Here is a 17,428-nt window from a genome sequence, read left to right as displayed (position 1 = left end):
CCGCTACGAAGCGACCGTGCTGGTCGCAGCCATCAACGAGTGGCTGTGACCAGCACTTTCACAACAGACCCTAGGCGTAATCCCCGCTTGGGCCGACCCCAACCCTCATGCCAAACCGTGTGACAGGTTCTTCTGTGTCAACGTCACGGTTCCAGGTGGCGGAGGCGGCGCGAGCGGCGGCACCGGTGGCGGGAGCAGCGGCGGGAGCGGGAATGGGAGCGGCGGGACGAAGGCCGCAGATCCGTCCACGGATCCTGCTGGCGGATCTGCGGAGCCGGAGCCGGAGTGCACGTACGAACTGGCCGACCCTCAGCCTCCTGCGGGCAGCCACTTCTGGGAGGGGCACGACCCCTCCGAGGGCGGTGCGGTGTACGAGGGGCTGTGCGGTCCCCTCACTATCTGGGTCTACAGAGGACCCGGCGCACCTCCTCCTGCCGCGATCGACCCTGCAGTGCTCGCCCAACGGGCGCTGGACAAAATGCTGCTGCGTCCTCCAGCGATTGGGATCACCCCGAAGCCCGGTGGCAAGGGCGTGGTGGGTCTGCCCGTCTACATGTGGACCGAGCGCGGTGTGGAGACCTACGGCCCGAACACGGCTTCCGCGTCAGCCGGCGGAGTCACCGTGAGCGCGACCGCGAAGGTCACTCAGATCGTATGGAATATGGGCGACGGCACAACGGTGACCTGCACGACCCCCGGCACCCCGTACAAGGCGGAGTACGGCAAGCAGCCGCCGCCGGACTGCGGCCACCGCTACACCAGCCCGTCCTCGACCACCCCGACGGGCAAATACCACGTCACTGCGACGTCGACCTGGTCCATCGACTGGCAGGCGACGACGGGCCAGTCCGGCCAGCTCACCGAGACCCGACAGAGCGCCGTCGACATCACCGTCGTCGAGGTCCAGGTCCTCAACTAGCTCCCGCCGTTCCTCTTCGCTTCCTGCTTTCTGAGAGGCACCATCCATGGAAACGACCACGTCGGCGCCGGTCCCGCGCCCTTCCAACCCCAGTGGCCCCACCAGTCCGTCGCGTCCGGAGATCCCGATCACCACGAGCGTGCCGGTGAAGAAGGAGCGCCGCTGGTCGGTGGCGGCACTGTGCGTGGTCCTGGCGGCCGTCGCGGGTCTGGGGTCGGCCGCGGCGGTCACGTCGGCGAGCGACCGCACCAAGGTGCTGGCCGTCGCCCGGGACGTCCCGGCCGGCCAGCCGCTCACCGCGGCGGACCTGACCGTCGCCGAGGTGTCCGCGGACGCGGCGCTCACCCCGATGCCCGCCGCGCAGAAGGCGTCCGTGGTGGGCAAGCGAACCGCGGTGGAGCTGCGCAAGGGCGGTCTGCTCACCGCGTCCCAGCTCTCGGCCGGTACCGGTCTGGGGGACGACAAGCAGCAGGTGGGTGTGCAGGTGAAGCGGGGGCAGGCCCCGGCCGGGACGCTCGCCCCGGGCGACAAGGTCCTCGCGGTCACGACTCCGGCGCAGAACGAGCAGACCGGGGGCAAGGCGGAGGCGCCGCCGTCGACGGTGAGCGGGGTCGTGGTGAGCGTGTCGCGGCCCGACGCTTCCGGCAGCGTCGTCGTCAACCTCGCGGTGGCGCCGTCCGATGGTCCGCTGCTCGCCACTCGTGCCTCCCAGGGCCGGGTCGCGATCGTCCGTCAGCCGCGGAGCAGCTGATGCCGGTCACCGCTCTCGTCTCCGCGAAGTCCTGCGGTGTCACCACCAGCGCGCTCGCGCTCACGCTCGCCTCGAAGCGTCCGTCTCTGCTGGCCGAGTGCGATCCGGCCGGCGGGACCCTGCGGGCCGGGTTCCTCCAGGGCGAGGTCGGCGCGGGCCAGGGTCTCTATCATCTGGCGGCCGCGGAGCGGACCGGGCCGGAGGCTCTGGCCAACACGTTCGCGTCGCATCTGTGGCCGCTGGACGAGGCCGGGCACCGCAAGCTTTTGCCGGGTCTGACCGACCCGGGGCAGGCCGGTGCGCTGAGCCGGACGTGGCCGATGCTGTCCGAGGTGCTGCACGTGATGGCCGAGGAGGCCGGGCACGACGTCTTCATCGACGCCGGGCGGGTGGCGCTGGAGTCGGGGCGGCTGCATACCTCGCTGACGCCGGCGCCGCTGCTGCACCAGGCCGACCTGGTGCTCCTCGTCGTACGCGGCACCGAGCAGTCCCTGACGCTGGCCCGGCACATCATCGAGCCGCTGCGGACCGAACTCGCCGAGCACGGCAGCGGGATGGACGCGCTCGGGCTGCTGCTGATCGAGGAGGGCCCGGCACGGGCCCACCAGGTCGCCGACGCGCTGAAGACGCCGGTGCTGGGTGCGCTGCCGTTCGAGCCGGCGGTGGGCTCCTTCTTCACCAACGGGGGCCGGCCGCCGCGGGGGTATGCGCGCAGCGGTCTGTTGCGGCATGCGCGGACGGCGACGGAGCAGCTGGAGGCGGCGGCGTCGAGGCGCCGGATCCAGCAGCAGTACCCGGCCCGGACCGGCAGCGTGCAGATCAGCGGCATGCTGCAGCGGCTCGCGGAGCGAGGGGGACGTCGTGGCTGACACGCAGCAGCGTCCCGGCGCGGAGGGTTCGCCAGCGCCGATGGGGCCGGCGGACATCGCCGGTCTGCTCGCCGGCCGGATCGGGCAGCGCCGCCCCACCGCCACCGGCTCCCCGCAGCCCGCCGTTCCGTCGGCCGTCTCGCCCGACGCTCCCGCCGCGGCCTCGCTGGCGGCCGCGGACGGTGGGGTGGGGGCGGTGCCGTCGCTCGCGGGCCTGCCCGGCGCGCTGCCGGTGGAGTGGGAGGTGATCGAGCACCTCCAGTCCCTGGTGTCGACGAAGCTGAGCGCCGAGGACCCCGACAAGCTGCTGGAGGAGGCCGACCGGCGCGCTTTGGCCCGCCGCCTGGTGCGCAACGCGGTCGCGGACTGGGCGACCGCCTACGCGCAGGGCAACGTCCCGCTGACGGCGGAGCAGGAGACGGCGATCGGGACGGCGGTCTTCGATTCGATGTACCGGGGCGGGCGGCTGCAGTCGCTGCTCGACCAGGACGGCGTCGAGGACGTGATGGTCGACGGGCTGCGCGCGCACGTGGAGTACCACGACCGCCCCCGGCAGACGATCGAGAAGGTCGCCGACAGCCACGAAGAGCTGATCACGTGGGTCAACCGGATGGCGCGGCTGTCCGGTCACGGCGAGCGGGCCCTGACGCAGGCCACCCCCATGGTCGGCTTCCGCATGCCGGACGGGTCACGGGTGACGGCGAGTCTGCTGACCACGCGGCCGTCGGTGGTGATCCGCCGGCACCGGATCCGTCAGCACGGGATCGCGGAGCTGGTGCAGTGGGGGTCGATCAACCCCATGCTGGAGCGGTTCCTGACGGCGTGCGTGCACGCGAAGATGAACATCCTGGTCGTCGGCGACATGGGTGCGGGCAAGACGTCGCTGCTGCGGGCGCTGGGGCGGGAGATCCCGCCGTCGGAGCGGCTGGTGACGCTGGAGTCGGACCGCGAGCTGTACCTGGACGAGCCGGGCCCGAAGCCGGGGCCGGTGACGTACGCGTTCGAGGCGCGGCAGTCCAACGGCGAGACCCGCGGCGGCGGCGCGGCCGGCGAGGTGACGATCTCCGACATGTTCGCGACCGCGCTGCGGTACAACGCGACGCGGGTGATCGTCGGTGAGGTCCGCTCGACGGAGATCGTGCCGATGCTGCAGGCGATGTCCGCGGGCGGGTCGGGGTCGATGTGCACGCTGCACGTGCGGCGGCCGCACGGCATCATCAGCCGGCTGGTGCAGCTGTGCACCGAGGCGGGGATGCAGACCGAGGCCGCCCACCACCTGATCGCGTCTTCCATCGACCTGGTCGTCTACCTGACCTATCTGGACGAGACGGCGATCGGCGGGCAGAAGCACCGGTTCGTCTCGCACATCTACGAGGTCCACGACGTCGTCGGTGAGGGCGGGCGGCCGGTGACGACCGAGCTGTTCGCGCCGCAGGGTGGGGAGATCCGCGCGGTGTACAAGAACATGCCGTCCTTCATCGACGAGCTGGAGCTGACCGGGCTGATGCGCAGGGAGTGGCTGACCGACAACCCCTATGGGGCCTGGATGGGGCCGCTTGCGACGGTGGGGCGCCGGTGAACACCTCCCAGCTCGCTCTCGTCGCGGCCCTGTGTGCCGTCGTCGCCGTCCTCGCTGTCTTCGCCGCCGTACGGGAGGCCCGCGGCCGGGTCGTCGACCCGGCGAAGCCGGCGTCCCGGATGGCTGGGCGGATCCAGCGTGCCCGTGCGGGTCTGCCCGACAAGTGGCAGCGCCGCTGGCGGCACCTGCTGGCCGCTGCGGGCATCGTCACGCTGGTGGTGTGGGCGTGGACCGGATGGCCCGTCCACGGCCTCCTCGCGGGCGCCGCCGTCCTCGGCCTGCCCTACGTCCTCAACCCCGGCACCGCGGCCTCTTTGCGGATCGAGCGGCTGGAGGCGCTGGGGCAGTGGCTCAACCACCTCGCCGGCATCCACCAGGCCGGCATCAGCCTTCCGCAGACCATCCGCGCCTCCGCCAAGGCCGCGCCCGGGCCGATCGCAGCGAACGTCCAAGCCCTGTCCGACCGGCTGCGCAGCGGCATGGAGGCCCAGGACGCCTTCGCGCTGTTCGCCGACGAACTCGCCGACGGCGTCAGCGACCACGTCGTGCTGCTGTTCCAGTCGCACGCCGTCTACAAGGGGCCCGGCCTGTCGGACGCCCTCGAAGCGCTCGCGGTCACGATCCACCAGCAGGCGGCGGACGCCCGTGGCATCGAGGCCGACCGGGCGAAGGTCCGCAAGTCCTCCCGCATGGTGTCCATGGTCATCTGCGTCGTCGTCATCGGCTGCATGCTCAACGACGCCTGGTCCGGCTGGTACCAGTCCCCGCTCGGGCAGCTCGTCCTCGCGGGCCTCGGCGGGGCGTTCGCCTACACGCTGCGGTGGCTGCGGACGATCGCGCGGACCGAGCCCGACCCGCGGCTGATCGACCCGCTTCCCGCCTCCACCCTGCTCGCCCTGACGGGAGGTCCCCGGTGATCCCGATGCACGCCGTCCTGCCCGCGGCCGCCGCCGGCGCGCTGATCGGACTTGCCGTCCGCGCGCTGCTGCCCGTCCGCCGGGACCTGGCCTCCGCGCTCGACCGCCTCGACGTCGCCAAGGCCGGCGGCCCCACCGTGGCCTCGGCCGCGCCGGTGTCCACCGGGAGCCTGCCCGAGCGGGTCGGTACCCGGCTGCTCGGCGAGTTCGGCGGCCGTATCACCCTGCCCGCGCAGGACCTGGCGCTGCTGCGCATCAGCCCCGCCGAACACCTCGGCAAGCGGGTGCTGTTCGCCCTGTACGGGCTGCTGCTCCCGCAGCTGCTGCAGGGGCTGCTCGCGCTGGCCGGCGCTCCGCTGCCGTTCGTGATGCCCGTGGTCGTGTCGCTGGCCCTGGCCGCGCTGTTCTGGCTGTGGCCGGGCAAGGAGGTCGCGCGCGACGCGGCCGCGGCCCGGCAGGTCGTCCGGCATGCGGCCGCCTCCTACCTGGAGCGGGTCGCGCTCGCCCGTATCGCCAACAGCGGCGCGGCCCAGGCCCTGACGGAGACCGCGCAGGTCGGCGACGGCTGGATCTTCGCCCGGATGCGGCAGGTCTTCCACCAGGCCGACCTCGCCGGCGTCACCGTGTGGGACGCGCTCAAGCAGCTCGGCGACGAACTCGGCATTCCCGAGCTGACCCGCCCGGCCGACACCCTCGCGCTCGCCGGAGAGGGCGCCGCCGTCTACACCACGCTGCAGGCCCAGGCCCGGCAGCTGCGGATCGCGCTGCTGTCCGACGCGAAGGCCGAGGCGAACGCGGCGTCGGCCGCGATGGTCCTGCCGGTCACGGCCGGCGTCATCCTCATGCTCGTCTTCGTGATGATCCCGGTCACGATCACCATCCTCGGAAGCTGAACACCCAAAAGGGGGAAATCACCATGGACATCCAGACCCTGACCGTGTGGATCAAGAGCCACTACCAGGCCCTGAAGAACCGCGGCGACGCAGGCCAGACCTCTACCGAACTCGCCCTGATCGCCGGAGCCCTGCTGGTCGGCGCCGGACTGCTGGTCCTCGCGATCCGGTCCAAGCTCCTGGAGAAGATCGGCATCATCAGCGGCGGCTGAGCCCGTCGCAGCCCGGCCGCTATCCCCTTCCTCACTCAGGAGAGCCTGTGCCCCCGCGCCCCGTGCCTTCGCAGGGCCCGCCCGCCTGGACGGCGCTCGACGAATACCTGTGGCACACCTGCGAGATCGTCGCCGACGTCGTCCAGGGACAACTCGACCGCCGTCCGCTCGTCGCGACCGTCGCCCCACTGCCCTCCGGTGACCGGGCGCTGGCCACCGGTCCGGCCCGGTCCTACAGGTGGCGGGCCCTGGGAAACGGCAGCTATCACCACAATCAGGTCGTGGCTGCGGGTCCGCCGGCGTTCGTGATCGGCAGTCTCCTCGGCGCCGCGGTCGGTAACTCCAGCCGGCGCAGGGAGGCTGCCCGCAACGCTCAGCCGCGGTGGGTCGCGGAGGTGTCCGGCGAGGTGACGGTCAGCCGGGAGGGGGCGTTCATCGTTCACCCCGTCCGCCCGGCCGGCTCGGTCGTTCTGTATTGGTCCGGCCTGGACTTCATCGACCTGGTCGCACCCGACGTCTTCCAGACCACCTACATCAGCACGGCCAACAATCAGGTGGCGATGCGTATCGCCACCCCCTGGGCTTCCCTGATGTTCGCGCTGGCCGCGCTCACGCGGTTCCCGGCGCATCCCCGGCTTCTCGGCCGGGGGTGGCTTCCGCCGGGATTCGAGCAGCGCAGCGCGGCTATCGGCCGACCCTGCCGGCCGGCTGCCGACCTCGTCCTGGGCGGAGGGGGAACGTGAAACGGTTCCTTTCACGGATACGGGGCGCCGGCGGCGACCGGGGGGTGGGCAGCGTGGAGTTCGCGGTCCTGGCCGTCGTCGTCCTCGCGCTGGGCTTCACCATCATCCAGACCGGTTTCTACTTCCACGCCAAGAGCGTCGCGCAGTCGGCCGCCCGGCAGGGTGTCGAGGCCGGGCGGCAGTACAACGCGGGCGCGGGTGACGGCGTGGCGCAGGCCCAGACGTATCTGGCCCGGTTCGGGGACAGCGTCCGGGGGGCGAGCGTGTCCTCCGGGGGAAGCACGGCGGAAACGGTCCGCATCACGGTTCGCGGCCACGTCGCGACCCTGGTCCCGGGGCTGACCCTGGAGGTCGCCGAACACGCCGACGCTCCCGTGGAGCGGGTGACCGCCCCATGACCCGAACGCTGTACACCCGGCTGGCACGAGCCGTACGGGGCCCGGGCCGCGACCGCGGTTCCTACGCCCTGGAGACCGCGGTCCTGGCCCCGGTGGTGATCGGCATGCTGCTGCTGATGATCGCGTTCGGGCGGGTCACCAGCGCGGCCGGCTCCGTGGACGGCGCCGCCCGCGCCGCCGCCAGGGCGGCGTCCCTGGAACGGGACGCCGGCAGTGCGCAGGCCAGCGCTCAGGCGGCCGCGGCCAGCAGCCTGAACGGCGAAGGCGTCACCTGCCGGGCCTCCAGCGTCACGGTCGACACCTCCGGCTACTCCCTCGACATCGGGCAGGAGGCGACCGTGACCGCGACGATCGCGTGCACGGCGGACCTGTCCGACATCGGCCTGCCGGGCCTGCCCGGCTCCAAGACCCTCACCGCGTCCTGGAGCAGCCCCCTCGACACCTACAGGGGGCGGCAGTGACCCCAGTGACCCTCCTGCTGCACCGGGCCGGGGCCCGGTGGCGGGCGGCCGCGGCCGCCCGCGTTTCCCGCGCCGAGCGTGACCGGGGCTCGATGTCGCTGTACTTCGCCCTGGTCGCGGTGGCGCTGCTGATGGTGATGGGCCTGCTGGTCGACGGCGGCGGCGCGCTGAACGCGGCGAACCGTGCGACGTCGGGCGCGCAGGAGGCCGCGCGGGCCGCCGGCCAGCAGCTGGACGTGGCCCAGGCCATGGAGGGCGACGCGATCACTCTCGACCCGGACGCCGCGGTCGCGGCCGCCCAGGACTACCTCGCGGCCGCCGGGCTTCAGGGCAGCGCCGAGATCACCGGGGACGGGCGCAGCCTCACCGTGAACGTCCAGGACAGCTACACCACCTACTTCGCGCAGTTCGTCGGCGTCGGCACGATCCACGTGACCGGCACCGCGACCGCGCACCTGCAGACCCAGGCCGGAGGCTGAGCCCCCTATGTCCCCCGCTCCCTTGCCCACCGCCGGACTCCTGATGCGGGCCGTGCTCGGGCTCGTCGTCCTGGCCGCCCTCGTGGCCGGTGTCCCCTACCTGCTGCTCACCGTCGGGCATCAGCCCACCGAACTCGCCGACGGCGGGTTCAGTCTGCTGGAACAGGACGACGGCCGGCTGTTCCTCGTCGTGCTGACCTGTCTGGGCTGGGCGGGGTGGGCGGCGTTCACGTTCTCGGTCCTGGTGGAGATCGTCGCCGTGCTGCGCCGCCGGTCCGCCCCCAGGATCCGGGGACTGGGGTCGGTGCAGTCCCTCGCCTCCTTCCTCGTCGGCGGCATCGTGCTGCTCGCCCCCACTGCGGCCTCGGCCGCGACCGTGGCGCCGGCGGTCGCGGCGAGCGCCACCCACACCGTGGGCGAGGCCACCACGACGGCCGGTGTCCCCTCTGCGGTCTCCGTGCGGACGGGCGAGACCGGGACGCTGCAGCACACGGTCGCCTCCGCGAGCGAACTGCCGTGGGACCTCGCGGAGGACTACCTCGGCGACGGCAAGCGGTGGAAGGACATCGCCGCGCTCAACCCGCACATCCCCCAGCTCGCCGCGGGCGACCAGTACCTCCCCAGGGGCGCCGTGATCAAGCTTCCGGCCGACGCACGGCCCGCTGCGGCCGCGGCCCCGGCCGCGGCCGCGGAGAGCTCCGGTCAGGCCCCGGCGTCCGTGACCCAGATCGGCGCTTCCCCGGCCACCGACGCCACCGCCCCGAAGGCGACCACGACGAACACCGCAGGCACCGCGGGCGCGACGGAGGCGGCGGACCGTGTCACGGTCCGGGCCGGTGACAGCCTCTGGTCGATCGCCGACGCCCACGGTGACCCCGAAGACTGGCCCGTGATCTACGAGGCGAACCGGGGCGAACCCGTCCCCGGCGGCGGGACGTTCACCGACCCGAACAAGATCTACCCCGGCCAGGTCCTCGACCTCGGCCCCACCGCCAACGACGACGGCACGGGCCCCGAGCGGGCCGCACCGAAACCGAAGGTGCCCGCACAGACCGAAACCCCCAAGCCCTCCACCCCCGACGCCGATACCGAAACCGACGGCGGGAACAGCGCTGGAGGCGGGAAGACGACCGGCCCCGCTGCGGAAACGCCCGCTCCCTCCCGCAGCGCCCCGGCCCCGGAGCGCACCGGCACCGCACCGGCCACCCCCGCCCCCAACCAGGAGACGCCCTCGGCCGCTCCGGCCACCCCCGCACCCCAGCCCACCGCCCCGGCCCCCGCGAGCGCCGCGCCGGCCACTGCCGAGCAGACCGCTGCGAGCAGCACCCCGAGCACAGTCCTGGCGGTAGCGGGCGGCATCGCGGCCGCAGGAAGTGTCGTGCTGATGCTCCAGCGCCGCCGCGCTCTGCAGCGACGCCGCCGCAAGGCCGGAGAGCACATCGCCATGCCGACCGGCCGGGCCGCGGTCACCGAACGGGCACTGCGCAGCGTGGACAGCAGCGCCGAACTGCTCCTGCTGGACGCAGCCCTGCGCACGCTCGCCGTCCAGCTGGCGGCCCAGGGCCGGGATCTTCCTGCTCTCGCCGCTGTCCAGCTGGGCGACGAGGGAGTTCTGCTGCACCTGTCCGACGCCACGGAGGACGGGGAGGGCCCCGGCCCGGTGGTCCCGTTCAGCCCGGTCGCAGACCGGCCCGGCGTGTGGTGGTGTCCGGCCGATTCCGGCGAGCTCCTCGACGAGGACGTCCTCGCCGACATCGCCGCCCCCTACCCGGCGCTGGTTCTCCTCGGTGGTGACACGGCCGGCGGACTGCTTCTCGTCGACCTGGACGAGTTCGGCGCGGTCCACCTGACCGGCAGCCGCCACCTGCAGATGCTGCGCACGCTGGGCATCTCCCTGGCGCTGTCTCCCCTCGGGCAGGTCGACGTCGCCGTCGCCGGCGAGGACACCGCCCCCGGGCTCGGTCTCCTCGACGCCCAGCGCGTCCAGGAGCACCAAGACCTGGAATCGGCAGCCGACGCCACCCGCAGGCACCACACCGGGCAGCAGCAGCTCATGGCCGACGCGGGCCTGCCGAGCATGTCCCATGCCCGGCTCTCACCGGAAGCCGAGGAATACACCCCCCTGGTGGTCCTGACCGACCTGGACACCTGCCCCGGCCCCGAGGCCGTCAGCCGTGTCGACGCCCTCCTGCGCGACGAGCCCCTGTCCTCAACCACTCTCATCACCAGCAGCACGCAGCCCGCCCGCGGCACGGGAGAGGTGTGGGAGATCGACACCGACCACCCCGACTTCCCGGTCCCGAACTCATCCCTGCGGTGCGTGCTGTCGATGTGCGATGACGACGAGTACGCCGACATCCTCACCCTGGCCATGACGGCGGACTCCCCCACCGGCGTCCCCGCGCCGCCGGCCGTCCCTCTCGACCGCCTCCTCCCCGGCGCCGAAGCCGCAGGTGTGGCCGCCCCCGCACCGCCGGGAGCCGTGCCGCAGGACGGCGACACACCGAGCCTTCTGTCCCGCCTGGCCGACCTCGACGACGAAGACGAGGACGAGGACGAGGACGAGGACGACTCAGACGAGAGCGACGGGCTGGAGGACGCCTCGATCGAGCGCACCCGGGACGACGCCGGGGACACCGCGGCCCCGGCAGCCCTCAAGGCGCCGGCCGATCCCGCGGACGCCACCGATCCCGCGGACGCGGACACGGCGGCCGGATCCGGCGCTGCACCCACCCCGGTGACGCTCCTGCCCGCCTCCGCCTCCCCCGGCCACATCGTCCTGCCCGCCGCCCGAGCCCTGCCCCAGATCACCGTCCGGCTGCCCGCCGCCTCCACCACCCCGCCCCAGCCCGCCGAGGCCGCCACCGGCACTGACGGTGCCGGTGCGGAGCTTCCCGAGATCGTCTTCCCTCAAGGCCAGCCCCTGATCAGCATCCTGGGCACCGTGGAGATCACCGGAGCGCGCGGGACCGTCGACTCCAACCGGCGCACCAGGGCCACCGAGCTCGCCGCCTTCCTGGTCCTCAACCCCGGGGCCACCGCACCTCAGATCGACGAGGTCCTCTCACCGCGCGGCGGCCTGACCAGCCCCAGCACCCGCAACACCCGACTGCGGGACGTCCGGCGCTGGCTCGGCACCGACGACGAAGGCCAGCCGTACTTCCGGCGCATGGCCAAGCACACCGACGGCCACCGGCTCGTCGGAGTGGAATGTGACTGGATCCAGTTCCAGCTCCTGCACGACGCCGCCCTGCAGCTCCCCCGCCCCCAGGGACAGGTCCTGCTGCGCCGCGCGCTCGAACTGGTCCGGGGCCGGCCTTTCTCCGGCGTCAGCTCCACCTACTACAGCTGGGCCGAGCCGATCATCGAGGAGATCAACGACAAGGTCGTCAACTCCGCCGCCCTGCTCGCCGACTGGTGCCTGGAGACCGGAGACGGACGCGGGGCACTGTGGGCGGCCGGCCGCGGCCTCGACGTCGCCCGCGAGCGCGAGGAACTGTGGCGCCACCGGTTCCGTGCGCTGGCACTGCTGGGCGACCACGACGGCCTGGAGCAATCCATCCAGCGCCTGGAGACCCTCCTGACCGATCACGGATGGGCCATGGAAGAAGAGACCGCCGACACCATCCGCATGGTGCAGGCCACCCGCGCCTGACCGGCAACAGACACCGCCCTCCCCACGTTGTACGCGGGGAGGGCGGTGTCGTCACTCCTGGAGCCACAAACGCTGCGCCGGCTGTACCGAGTCGGACGGTGTGGCGCTCCAGAGTGCCCGGGTCCGGCAGATCGTCCTGACCGTCGAGGACCTCGCGGCCGCCGAGGAGGGCCCCGGCACCCAGCTGCCCCTGGATCTCTGAGCGAGAGGCGAGACTGCGCATCGAACCCGTCCTCGACCGGCTCAACGCCCGCTGGGGCCACCGGGTGGTCCAGCCCGCCACCACCTACCGGCACGTGTCGTAAGGGGCTGCCGGTGGCGGGGATCCCGGGCGGGCCAGCAGCCCTTAGGCGGGAGTAGCTGGACCACGGAGGCTGTGTCAGTGTCTTCTGGGATCCTCCTTCGATGATCAACGAGTACGAGAAGCTGCTGGCAGGACTGGACGACGTGAACTGGGCCGGCCTGGACCACGCCTACGGGTCGGCAGAGGATGTCCCAGGGCATATACGGACCCTGTGCGGGAGCGACGACGAGGCGCGGGAGCAGGCTTTCAGGAGCCTGTTCAGCAGCATTTTTCATCAGGGCTCGCGGTATTCGGCCTCTCCGGTCGCCGTGCCGTTCCTCGCGAGGATCGCCGTCGCGGGGCCCGCGGCCGCCCGCGAGGACGCGATGTGGCTGCTGACCCGCCTGGCGGTGGACTGGCACGACGAGTACGACGTGACCACCGGCATCAACGTGACCGGATGGCGTGCGGCCGCGGCGGAGTGGGGTCCGGAGGAGCTTCTGCCGTGGTACGACGAGCAGCTGGCCGCCGAGACGGATCCCGACAAGCGCGCGGAGCTGCAGGAGACGCGGGACTGGGTGGCCGCCGGCAACTCGTTCGACTCCCGGTGGTCGGCGCTGCAGTCGTACGATGCGGTTCTGGCCGAGCTCCCGGGCCTTCTGGTCCTTCTCGATGACGGCGACGCCCGTCTGCGGACCCGGATCGCCTACCTCCTGGCCTGGTTCCCCGAGTTCGCCGCCACCTCCATGCCCCGCCTGACTGCCCTTGCCGGGCAGGACGAGATCCCGGTCACCGCGGCCACCGCGCTGCTCGCCGCCGGCCTCCTCGGCCCCTCCTCCATGGTCCGGGACATCACCCCGTACCTGGAGGCCGAAGACCCGCTGGTGCGGTGGGCCGCGGCCACCGCCCTCATCCGCCTCGCCGGCCTCGACGAAGCGCCCGTCGGCCCCGGCCTGGTCGACCGCGCCGTCGCGGAACTCGCCGCCGCGGCCCGCCACCCGTTCGACCGCGTGACCGACTACTGCGAGGGCGACCTCCACGCCCACATCGAACGCACCCTCCAAACCCTTCCGCCCGGCCCGGATTCGGCCGCCGTGCGCGAGACGCTCGACGCATGCCTGCCCCGCATCGTCTGGGACCACTACGGGTTCCGCACCCGCAGCGCGATCGAGAAGCTCTTCCCCGCTCCCCAGCCGCACCCAGCGCCCCGCTACGCCGACCTGACTACGGCGCAGCAGCAGCTCCTGAGCGATCTCGCCGGCCACCGGCACGACTGGCTCATCCGCTCGTCCGCCGACCGGCTGCGGGACCGCGGCCTTCCACACACGCGGGAAGCCCTGCAAACCTTCGTCGGAGCGCCGTCTGAAACCCCCGCGCAGTGACCTGGGCCGCGGCATCAGCGCACCCCGTACAGTGGTCTGATGTTCGACTATCTGGAGATCAAGGCGCTGCCGCCGGGGCCCCGGTTCGCTGCCACGCTGCGATTCTGGGTCAATGGTGAGGACGTCGTTCAGGAAGCGGTCGACGACGGTGGTCGCGGACCGTACGCGGCTCAGATGCTGCCGGCGGGGCTGCCCAGTCTGTTGCGAGCGACCGGTGAACCGCGCCGCCTGGAGCTGGGGGAACCCGAGTGCACGGGCGGCTGCTGCGGCTTCCTGACCGTGGTCGTACAGCGGTGCGGCGAGATCGTTCAGTGGTCGGACTGGGAAGTACCGGGGTTGTCCCCTCTTACTCCCAACCCCTACCCGCCGCCGGAGCTCCACTTCGACGCGAATCAGTACGACGCCGAAGTGGCTCGCGCTGAGGCGGACCGCTGGTGGCAGGTCTACTCGTAGTCCACCACGACGGGCCTCGCTCGTCAGTAAAGGCCAGGAATCGATGAGTGACCCGATGCCAGTCGGCGTGACGCTGCTGGTGCTGTACTCGCCGCGGCTTGAGGAATGCCGGCGCTTCTACCAGGGCCTTGGCCTGGACTTCGCCGCGGAGCGGCACGGCCAGGGTCCCGAGCACTATGCCGCGATCCTTCCGAACGGCATGGTGTTCGAGCTCTACCCAGCCCGCCCTGGACGCCAGACGGACGCACTGCGCCTCGGCCTGACCGTCGACGGCAGCACAGCCACTCCGCCACTCACACCGGGACGCCATATCCTCACCGACCCCGACGGCCGCACGGTCGAAGTCCACTCGACCTGAGCACGGTCCATCGCTCTCCAGGTCGGAAGTGTGGCTTTGTCCACGAGAACGGGTTCTGGCACAGGTTCCGTGCAGCAGTGACTGAGCGTTGCGAGCCGGGAGGTGGCTGCCTCGCTGGTCAGGACTGGATTTGATCCGGCCCGACGAGGTTAAGGGCTGTCCCGCAAAGATCTCGGTTGCGAGTGCGGAGCTGCCTGCCGAACTGGCGAGGTGCTCAGCCGGTGGTTCGTGAGGTGTCCAGGGACTGGGCGAAGTCGGCGAGCGTGTGGAAGTCGTTCTCGCGTAGGCCGATCCGCGGGTTGACGTGGTGGAGGGGCCCAGGTCCTTGGTGGTGGGCGGTCACGTAGGTCTGATCCAGCTCGCTCTGCTCGTCGTCCACCCAGGCGAAGGGACGGCCGCCTGCGTAGCTCACCAACGGTCCGGTCTTCCAGTGGACTCCATCAGGGCGCTCTTGGAACAAGGCGTCACCGAAGTCCACAAAGGGAAGTTCCGGAAGGCCCAGGACCGGTGCGATCCACCGGTTCGCGTCGTCCATCCATGTGGTGGCCCAGCACAGCTCGAAGCCGAGCCGGAGCAGGATTCGTCCGTGCTCCGGGTTGAGCCAGACCCGCAGGGGGCGCCGTCGGGACGCAAGGCCCCTGTCGTCCTCATGGGCATCGTTCCGCGGAACTCGGAGTGTGGTGTAGCCGTCGGGACGCCTCTCCGGCTTGGCCGCATAGGGGTTGAGCGGCCCGTCCACGTCGAGGAACAGCAGAGGTCGGTTCACGGTTCCCCCCGGGTCTTGCTCACTGTGGACTGCCCCCAGCAGCGTAGCTGTGGGAATGTCTCGGCATGAGGCCGGCCTGCGCGATGATCATGACGTGGCGAGTGTGATCACGGCATCGGAGCCGTCCTGGATAACCCCGTTCGCGGGGCTGAGCCCCCGCTGCTTCGGCAAACTGCTGACCATGCTCCGGCGCCTTGGAGCAGATGCGGTCCACCAAGGGCGGCCGTGGAGCCTGCCTCTGGAAGACCGAGTGCTGCTGGTCACGGCCTACTGGCGACCCAACCTGACGTTGCGGCAGCTCGCTCCGCTGTTTGGTGTCTCGAAGTCGACGGCCGGCCGAGTCATCAACCACCTCGGCCCCCTGCTGGCCCTCCAGCCCCGCAAGCGGTTCGCCAAAGACACCGTGCTCATCGTGGACGGCACCTTGGTCCCCACCCGCGACCACGCCATCGCCGAGAGGTCGAAGAACTACCGGTACTCGACCAACCACCAGGTCGTCATCGACGCCGATACCCGCCTTGTCGTCGTGGTCGGTCGGCCGCTTGCCGGGAACCGCAATGACTGCAAGGCGTGGGAGGAGTCCGGCGCCAAGGCCGCCGTCGGCAAGACCACCACGATTGCCGACGGCGGCTACCCGGGTACCGGCCTCGTCATCCCGCACCGCCGACAGCGCGGCCAGACCGAACTTCCGGACTGGAAAGAGGAACACAACAAGTCCCACAGGCAGGTCCGTGCCCGCGTCGAGCACGTCTTCGCCCGGATGAAGACCTGGAAGATCCTGCGTGACTGCCGCCTCAAGGGCGACGGCGTCCACCACGCCATGCTCGGTATCGCACGGATGCACAACCTCGCTCTCGCCGGTTAGGCAAGCGGGCCGCACGGTGGCCCGCCATGCCCGAGGCGCCCCGGAGATCATTTGCGGGACAACCCTTAGGCAGTGTCGCGGTCCACCAGCTCCGCGAGAACACCCACACCCGCTACGCCGCCTGCGTCCGCCTCCACCTCATCCCCAGCCTCGGCACCAAGAAGATCGCGCGGCTCACCGCCAAGGACATCCGCACCTTCCTCGACCGGCTCCGCGCCACCTGCCAGTGCTGCACCCAGGGACTCGACACCGAACGGAAGAGGTGCTGCACGGTCGGCGAATGCTGCCAGAAGCGACTGTCCGCCTCAACCGTGACCTACGTGCACTCGGTCCTCAAGTCGGCGCTGGAACACGCCGTCCGCGAGGATGAGCTGCCGCGCAATGTCGCCCGGAACGTCAAAGCCGGCACGCACCGGCCCAGGCGCTTCCGGCCCCTGACTGCGACGGAGGCCCGTCGGTTCCTCAACGCCGCCCGCACGGACCGGCTCCACGCGTTGTACGAACTCGCCCTGCGCACCGGCCTCCGCAAAGGCGAACTACTCGGCCTCCGCTGGGAAGACCTTGACCTCAACAGTGGGACCGCCAGCATCCGCCGCTCGCTTCAGCGCACCCGCAGCGGTGGCCTCACCCACCTGCCTACCAAGACCCGCGCCTCCGAACGCCGCATCGCCCTCCCCACCGAATGTCTCCGCTCCCTCAAGGAACACAAGAAGCGGCAGGGCAAGGAGCGTGAGACGGCAGGACCGGACTGGAGAGGCAGCGGCCACGTCTTCACCACCCCGACTGGCGGCCCGCTCGACCCGGCCAACCTCACCCGCCGTTTCCGTAGCTTCCTCGACCGAACCGGACTCCGCCGCATCCGCTTCCACGACCTACGCCACTCGACCGCGACGCTACTCCTGGAGCAAGGCGTGGACCTCGTTGTGATCAAGGAGCTGTTGGGCCACGCACACATCGGCGTCACCGCTGGCGTCTACGCCCACGTAAGGCTCCGCCTCCAACGCCAAGCCATCGACACCCTGAACGGCGCCCTCGGCCCTGTCAACGACAACCCGGACGACCCACCCGCCGCGGCAGGCGTCCGCTGACGTTGCCGTCAGCGTTGCCGTCAAACGCCCGAGAGGCCCCACCGAATACCCATTCGGTGGGGCCTCTCGAAATGTCCACAGCATGCTATGGACTGAGGCTGACTTACCGAGTCACCTGAAGGTGCTCCTCCAGTGTTTCCAGTGAAATCTCACCTTGCACCCATGCCGTGACGTATTGCAGGTCACGAACCGAAAGACCGAAGGCCGATCGAAGCACTTGGGCCAGCCGGAACGGCGCCAACCTCAAGTTTGGATGCTTGTCGATTAGGAAATCAGCGATCTCTGCGATGCTGCACCCAATTCCGCGGTACTCGACGGCCAAGCGCGCCAATCGTTCAATTTCCTCGTCCATCAGTT

18 protein-coding genes and 1 pseudogene are annotated in these 17,428 nt (G+C 71.3%); 17 read left to right on the top strand and 2 right to left on the bottom strand.

Annotated features, from left to right (window positions below):
• The first annotated feature begins 661 nt into the window (after positions 1–661).
• The 15 genes from IE245_RS37445 to IE245_RS32830 all read left to right on the top strand — a co-directional run bounded on the left by IE245_RS37445 (position 662) and on the right by IE245_RS32830 (position 14,352).
• Positions 662–919, top strand: coding sequence for a hypothetical protein (locus tag IE245_RS37445; RefSeq protein WP_229851878.1), 258 nt, complete (start codon positions 662–664; stop codon positions 917–919).
• Positions 920–1,058: 139 nt separating this feature from the next.
• On the top strand, positions 1,059–1,670 hold the full coding sequence (locus IE245_RS32895) for an SAF domain-containing protein (protein ID WP_229851876.1): 612 nt from the start codon (positions 1,059–1,061) through the stop codon (positions 1,668–1,670).
• Complete coding sequence (locus tag IE245_RS32890) at positions 1,670–2,539, top strand: CpaE/TadZ family protein (protein ID WP_189954395.1); 870 nt, start codon at positions 1,670–1,672, stop codon at positions 2,537–2,539. Before IE245_RS32895 ends, IE245_RS32890 begins: the two co-directional genes overlap by 1 nt.
• Positions 2,532–4,118, top strand: a complete 1,587-nt coding sequence (locus IE245_RS32885) for a TadA family conjugal transfer-associated ATPase (RefSeq protein WP_189954393.1) — start codon at positions 2,532–2,534, stop codon at positions 4,116–4,118. The genes IE245_RS32890 and IE245_RS32885 overlap by 8 nt, the downstream gene beginning before the upstream one ends.
• Positions 4,115–5,035, top strand: coding sequence for a type II secretion system F family protein (locus IE245_RS32880; RefSeq protein ID WP_189954391.1), 921 nt, complete (start codon positions 4,115–4,117; stop codon positions 5,033–5,035). Before IE245_RS32885 ends, IE245_RS32880 begins: the two co-directional genes overlap by 4 nt.
• A 5-nt stretch (positions 5,036–5,040) precedes the next feature.
• Positions 5,041–5,928, top strand: a complete 888-nt coding sequence (locus IE245_RS32875; protein WP_229851882.1) for a type II secretion system F family protein — start codon at positions 5,041–5,043, stop codon at positions 5,926–5,928.
• A gap of 23 nt (positions 5,929–5,951) precedes the next feature.
• A complete protein-coding gene (locus IE245_RS32870) occupies positions 5,952–6,140 on the top strand; it encodes an LPXTG cell wall anchor domain-containing protein (RefSeq protein WP_189954381.1) in 189 nt (62 codons plus the stop codon).
• Between the two features lie 47 nt (positions 6,141–6,187).
• Positions 6,188–6,883 carry a hypothetical protein gene (locus IE245_RS32865; RefSeq protein ID WP_189954379.1) on the top strand — a complete coding sequence of 232 codons (696 nt, stop codon included), beginning with the start codon at positions 6,188–6,190 and terminating at the stop codon, positions 6,881–6,883.
• Between the two features lie 53 nt (positions 6,884–6,936).
• Positions 6,937–7,281 (top strand): TadE/TadG family type IV pilus assembly protein, encoded by a 345-nt coding sequence (locus IE245_RS32860; protein WP_229851873.1) that lies wholly within the window; start codon positions 6,937–6,939, stop codon positions 7,279–7,281.
• Complete coding sequence (locus tag IE245_RS32855) at positions 7,278–7,742, top strand: TadE/TadG family type IV pilus assembly protein (protein ID WP_189954376.1); 465 nt, start codon at positions 7,278–7,280, stop codon at positions 7,740–7,742. Before IE245_RS32860 ends, IE245_RS32855 begins: the two co-directional genes overlap by 4 nt.
• Positions 7,739–8,221 (top strand): TadE/TadG family type IV pilus assembly protein, encoded by a 483-nt coding sequence (locus IE245_RS32850; protein ID WP_229851870.1) that lies wholly within the window; start codon positions 7,739–7,741, stop codon positions 8,219–8,221. The genes IE245_RS32855 and IE245_RS32850 overlap by 4 nt, the downstream gene beginning before the upstream one ends.
• Before the next feature lie 7 nt (positions 8,222–8,228).
• Positions 8,229–11,876: an AfsR/SARP family transcriptional regulator gene (locus IE245_RS32845; RefSeq protein ID WP_189954374.1), complete on the top strand. Its 3,648-nt coding sequence runs from the start codon at positions 8,229–8,231 to the stop codon at positions 11,874–11,876.
• 405 nt (positions 11,877–12,281) lie between these two features.
• Positions 12,282–13,541, top strand: a complete 1,260-nt coding sequence (locus tag IE245_RS32840; RefSeq protein WP_189954372.1) for a hypothetical protein — start codon at positions 12,282–12,284, stop codon at positions 13,539–13,541.
• A 39-nt stretch (positions 13,542–13,580) separates the two neighbouring features.
• On the top strand, positions 13,581–13,994 hold the full coding sequence (locus IE245_RS32835) for a hypothetical protein (protein WP_189954370.1): 414 nt from the start codon (positions 13,581–13,583) through the stop codon (positions 13,992–13,994).
• A gap of 43 nt (positions 13,995–14,037) precedes the next feature.
• Positions 14,038–14,352 (top strand): VOC family protein, encoded by a 315-nt coding sequence (locus tag IE245_RS32830; protein ID WP_189954369.1) that lies wholly within the window; start codon positions 14,038–14,040, stop codon positions 14,350–14,352.
• Positions 14,353–14,566: 214 nt separating this feature from the next.
• Here the strand turns inward: IE245_RS32830 and IE245_RS32825 are convergent, their stop codons facing one another.
• Positions 14,567–15,118, bottom strand: a complete 552-nt coding sequence (locus tag IE245_RS32825; protein WP_189954367.1) for a hypothetical protein — start codon at positions 15,116–15,118, stop codon at positions 14,567–14,569.
• Positions 15,119–15,212: 94 nt separating this feature from the next.
• Here IE245_RS32825 and IE245_RS32820 point away from each other — a divergent pair, with 94 nt between their 5' ends.
• Both IE245_RS32820 and IE245_RS32815 read left to right on the top strand, forming a co-directional pair.
• On the top strand, positions 15,213–15,983 hold the full coding sequence (locus IE245_RS32820) for a transposase (RefSeq protein WP_189954366.1): 771 nt from the start codon (positions 15,213–15,215) through the stop codon (positions 15,981–15,983).
• Between the two features lie 65 nt (positions 15,984–16,048).
• Positions 16,049–17,071, top strand: a pseudogene (locus IE245_RS32815) (tyrosine-type recombinase/integrase); the annotation flags it as partial.
• A 103-nt stretch (positions 17,072–17,174) separates the two neighbouring features.
• Here IE245_RS32815 and IE245_RS32810 read toward each other — a convergent pair.
• Entirely contained in the window at positions 17,175–17,423 is a 249-nt protein-coding gene (locus tag IE245_RS32810) for a hypothetical protein (protein ID WP_189954364.1), read from the bottom strand.
• Positions 17,424–17,428 lie beyond the last annotated feature (5 nt).

The sequence above is a fragment of the Streptomyces roseolus genome, from assembly GCF_014649855.1.
GTDB classification, from domain to species: Bacteria; Actinomycetota; Actinomycetes; order Streptomycetales; family Streptomycetaceae; genus Streptomyces; species Streptomyces roseolus.
This window is presented reverse-complemented; position numbering and strand designations above follow the sequence as displayed.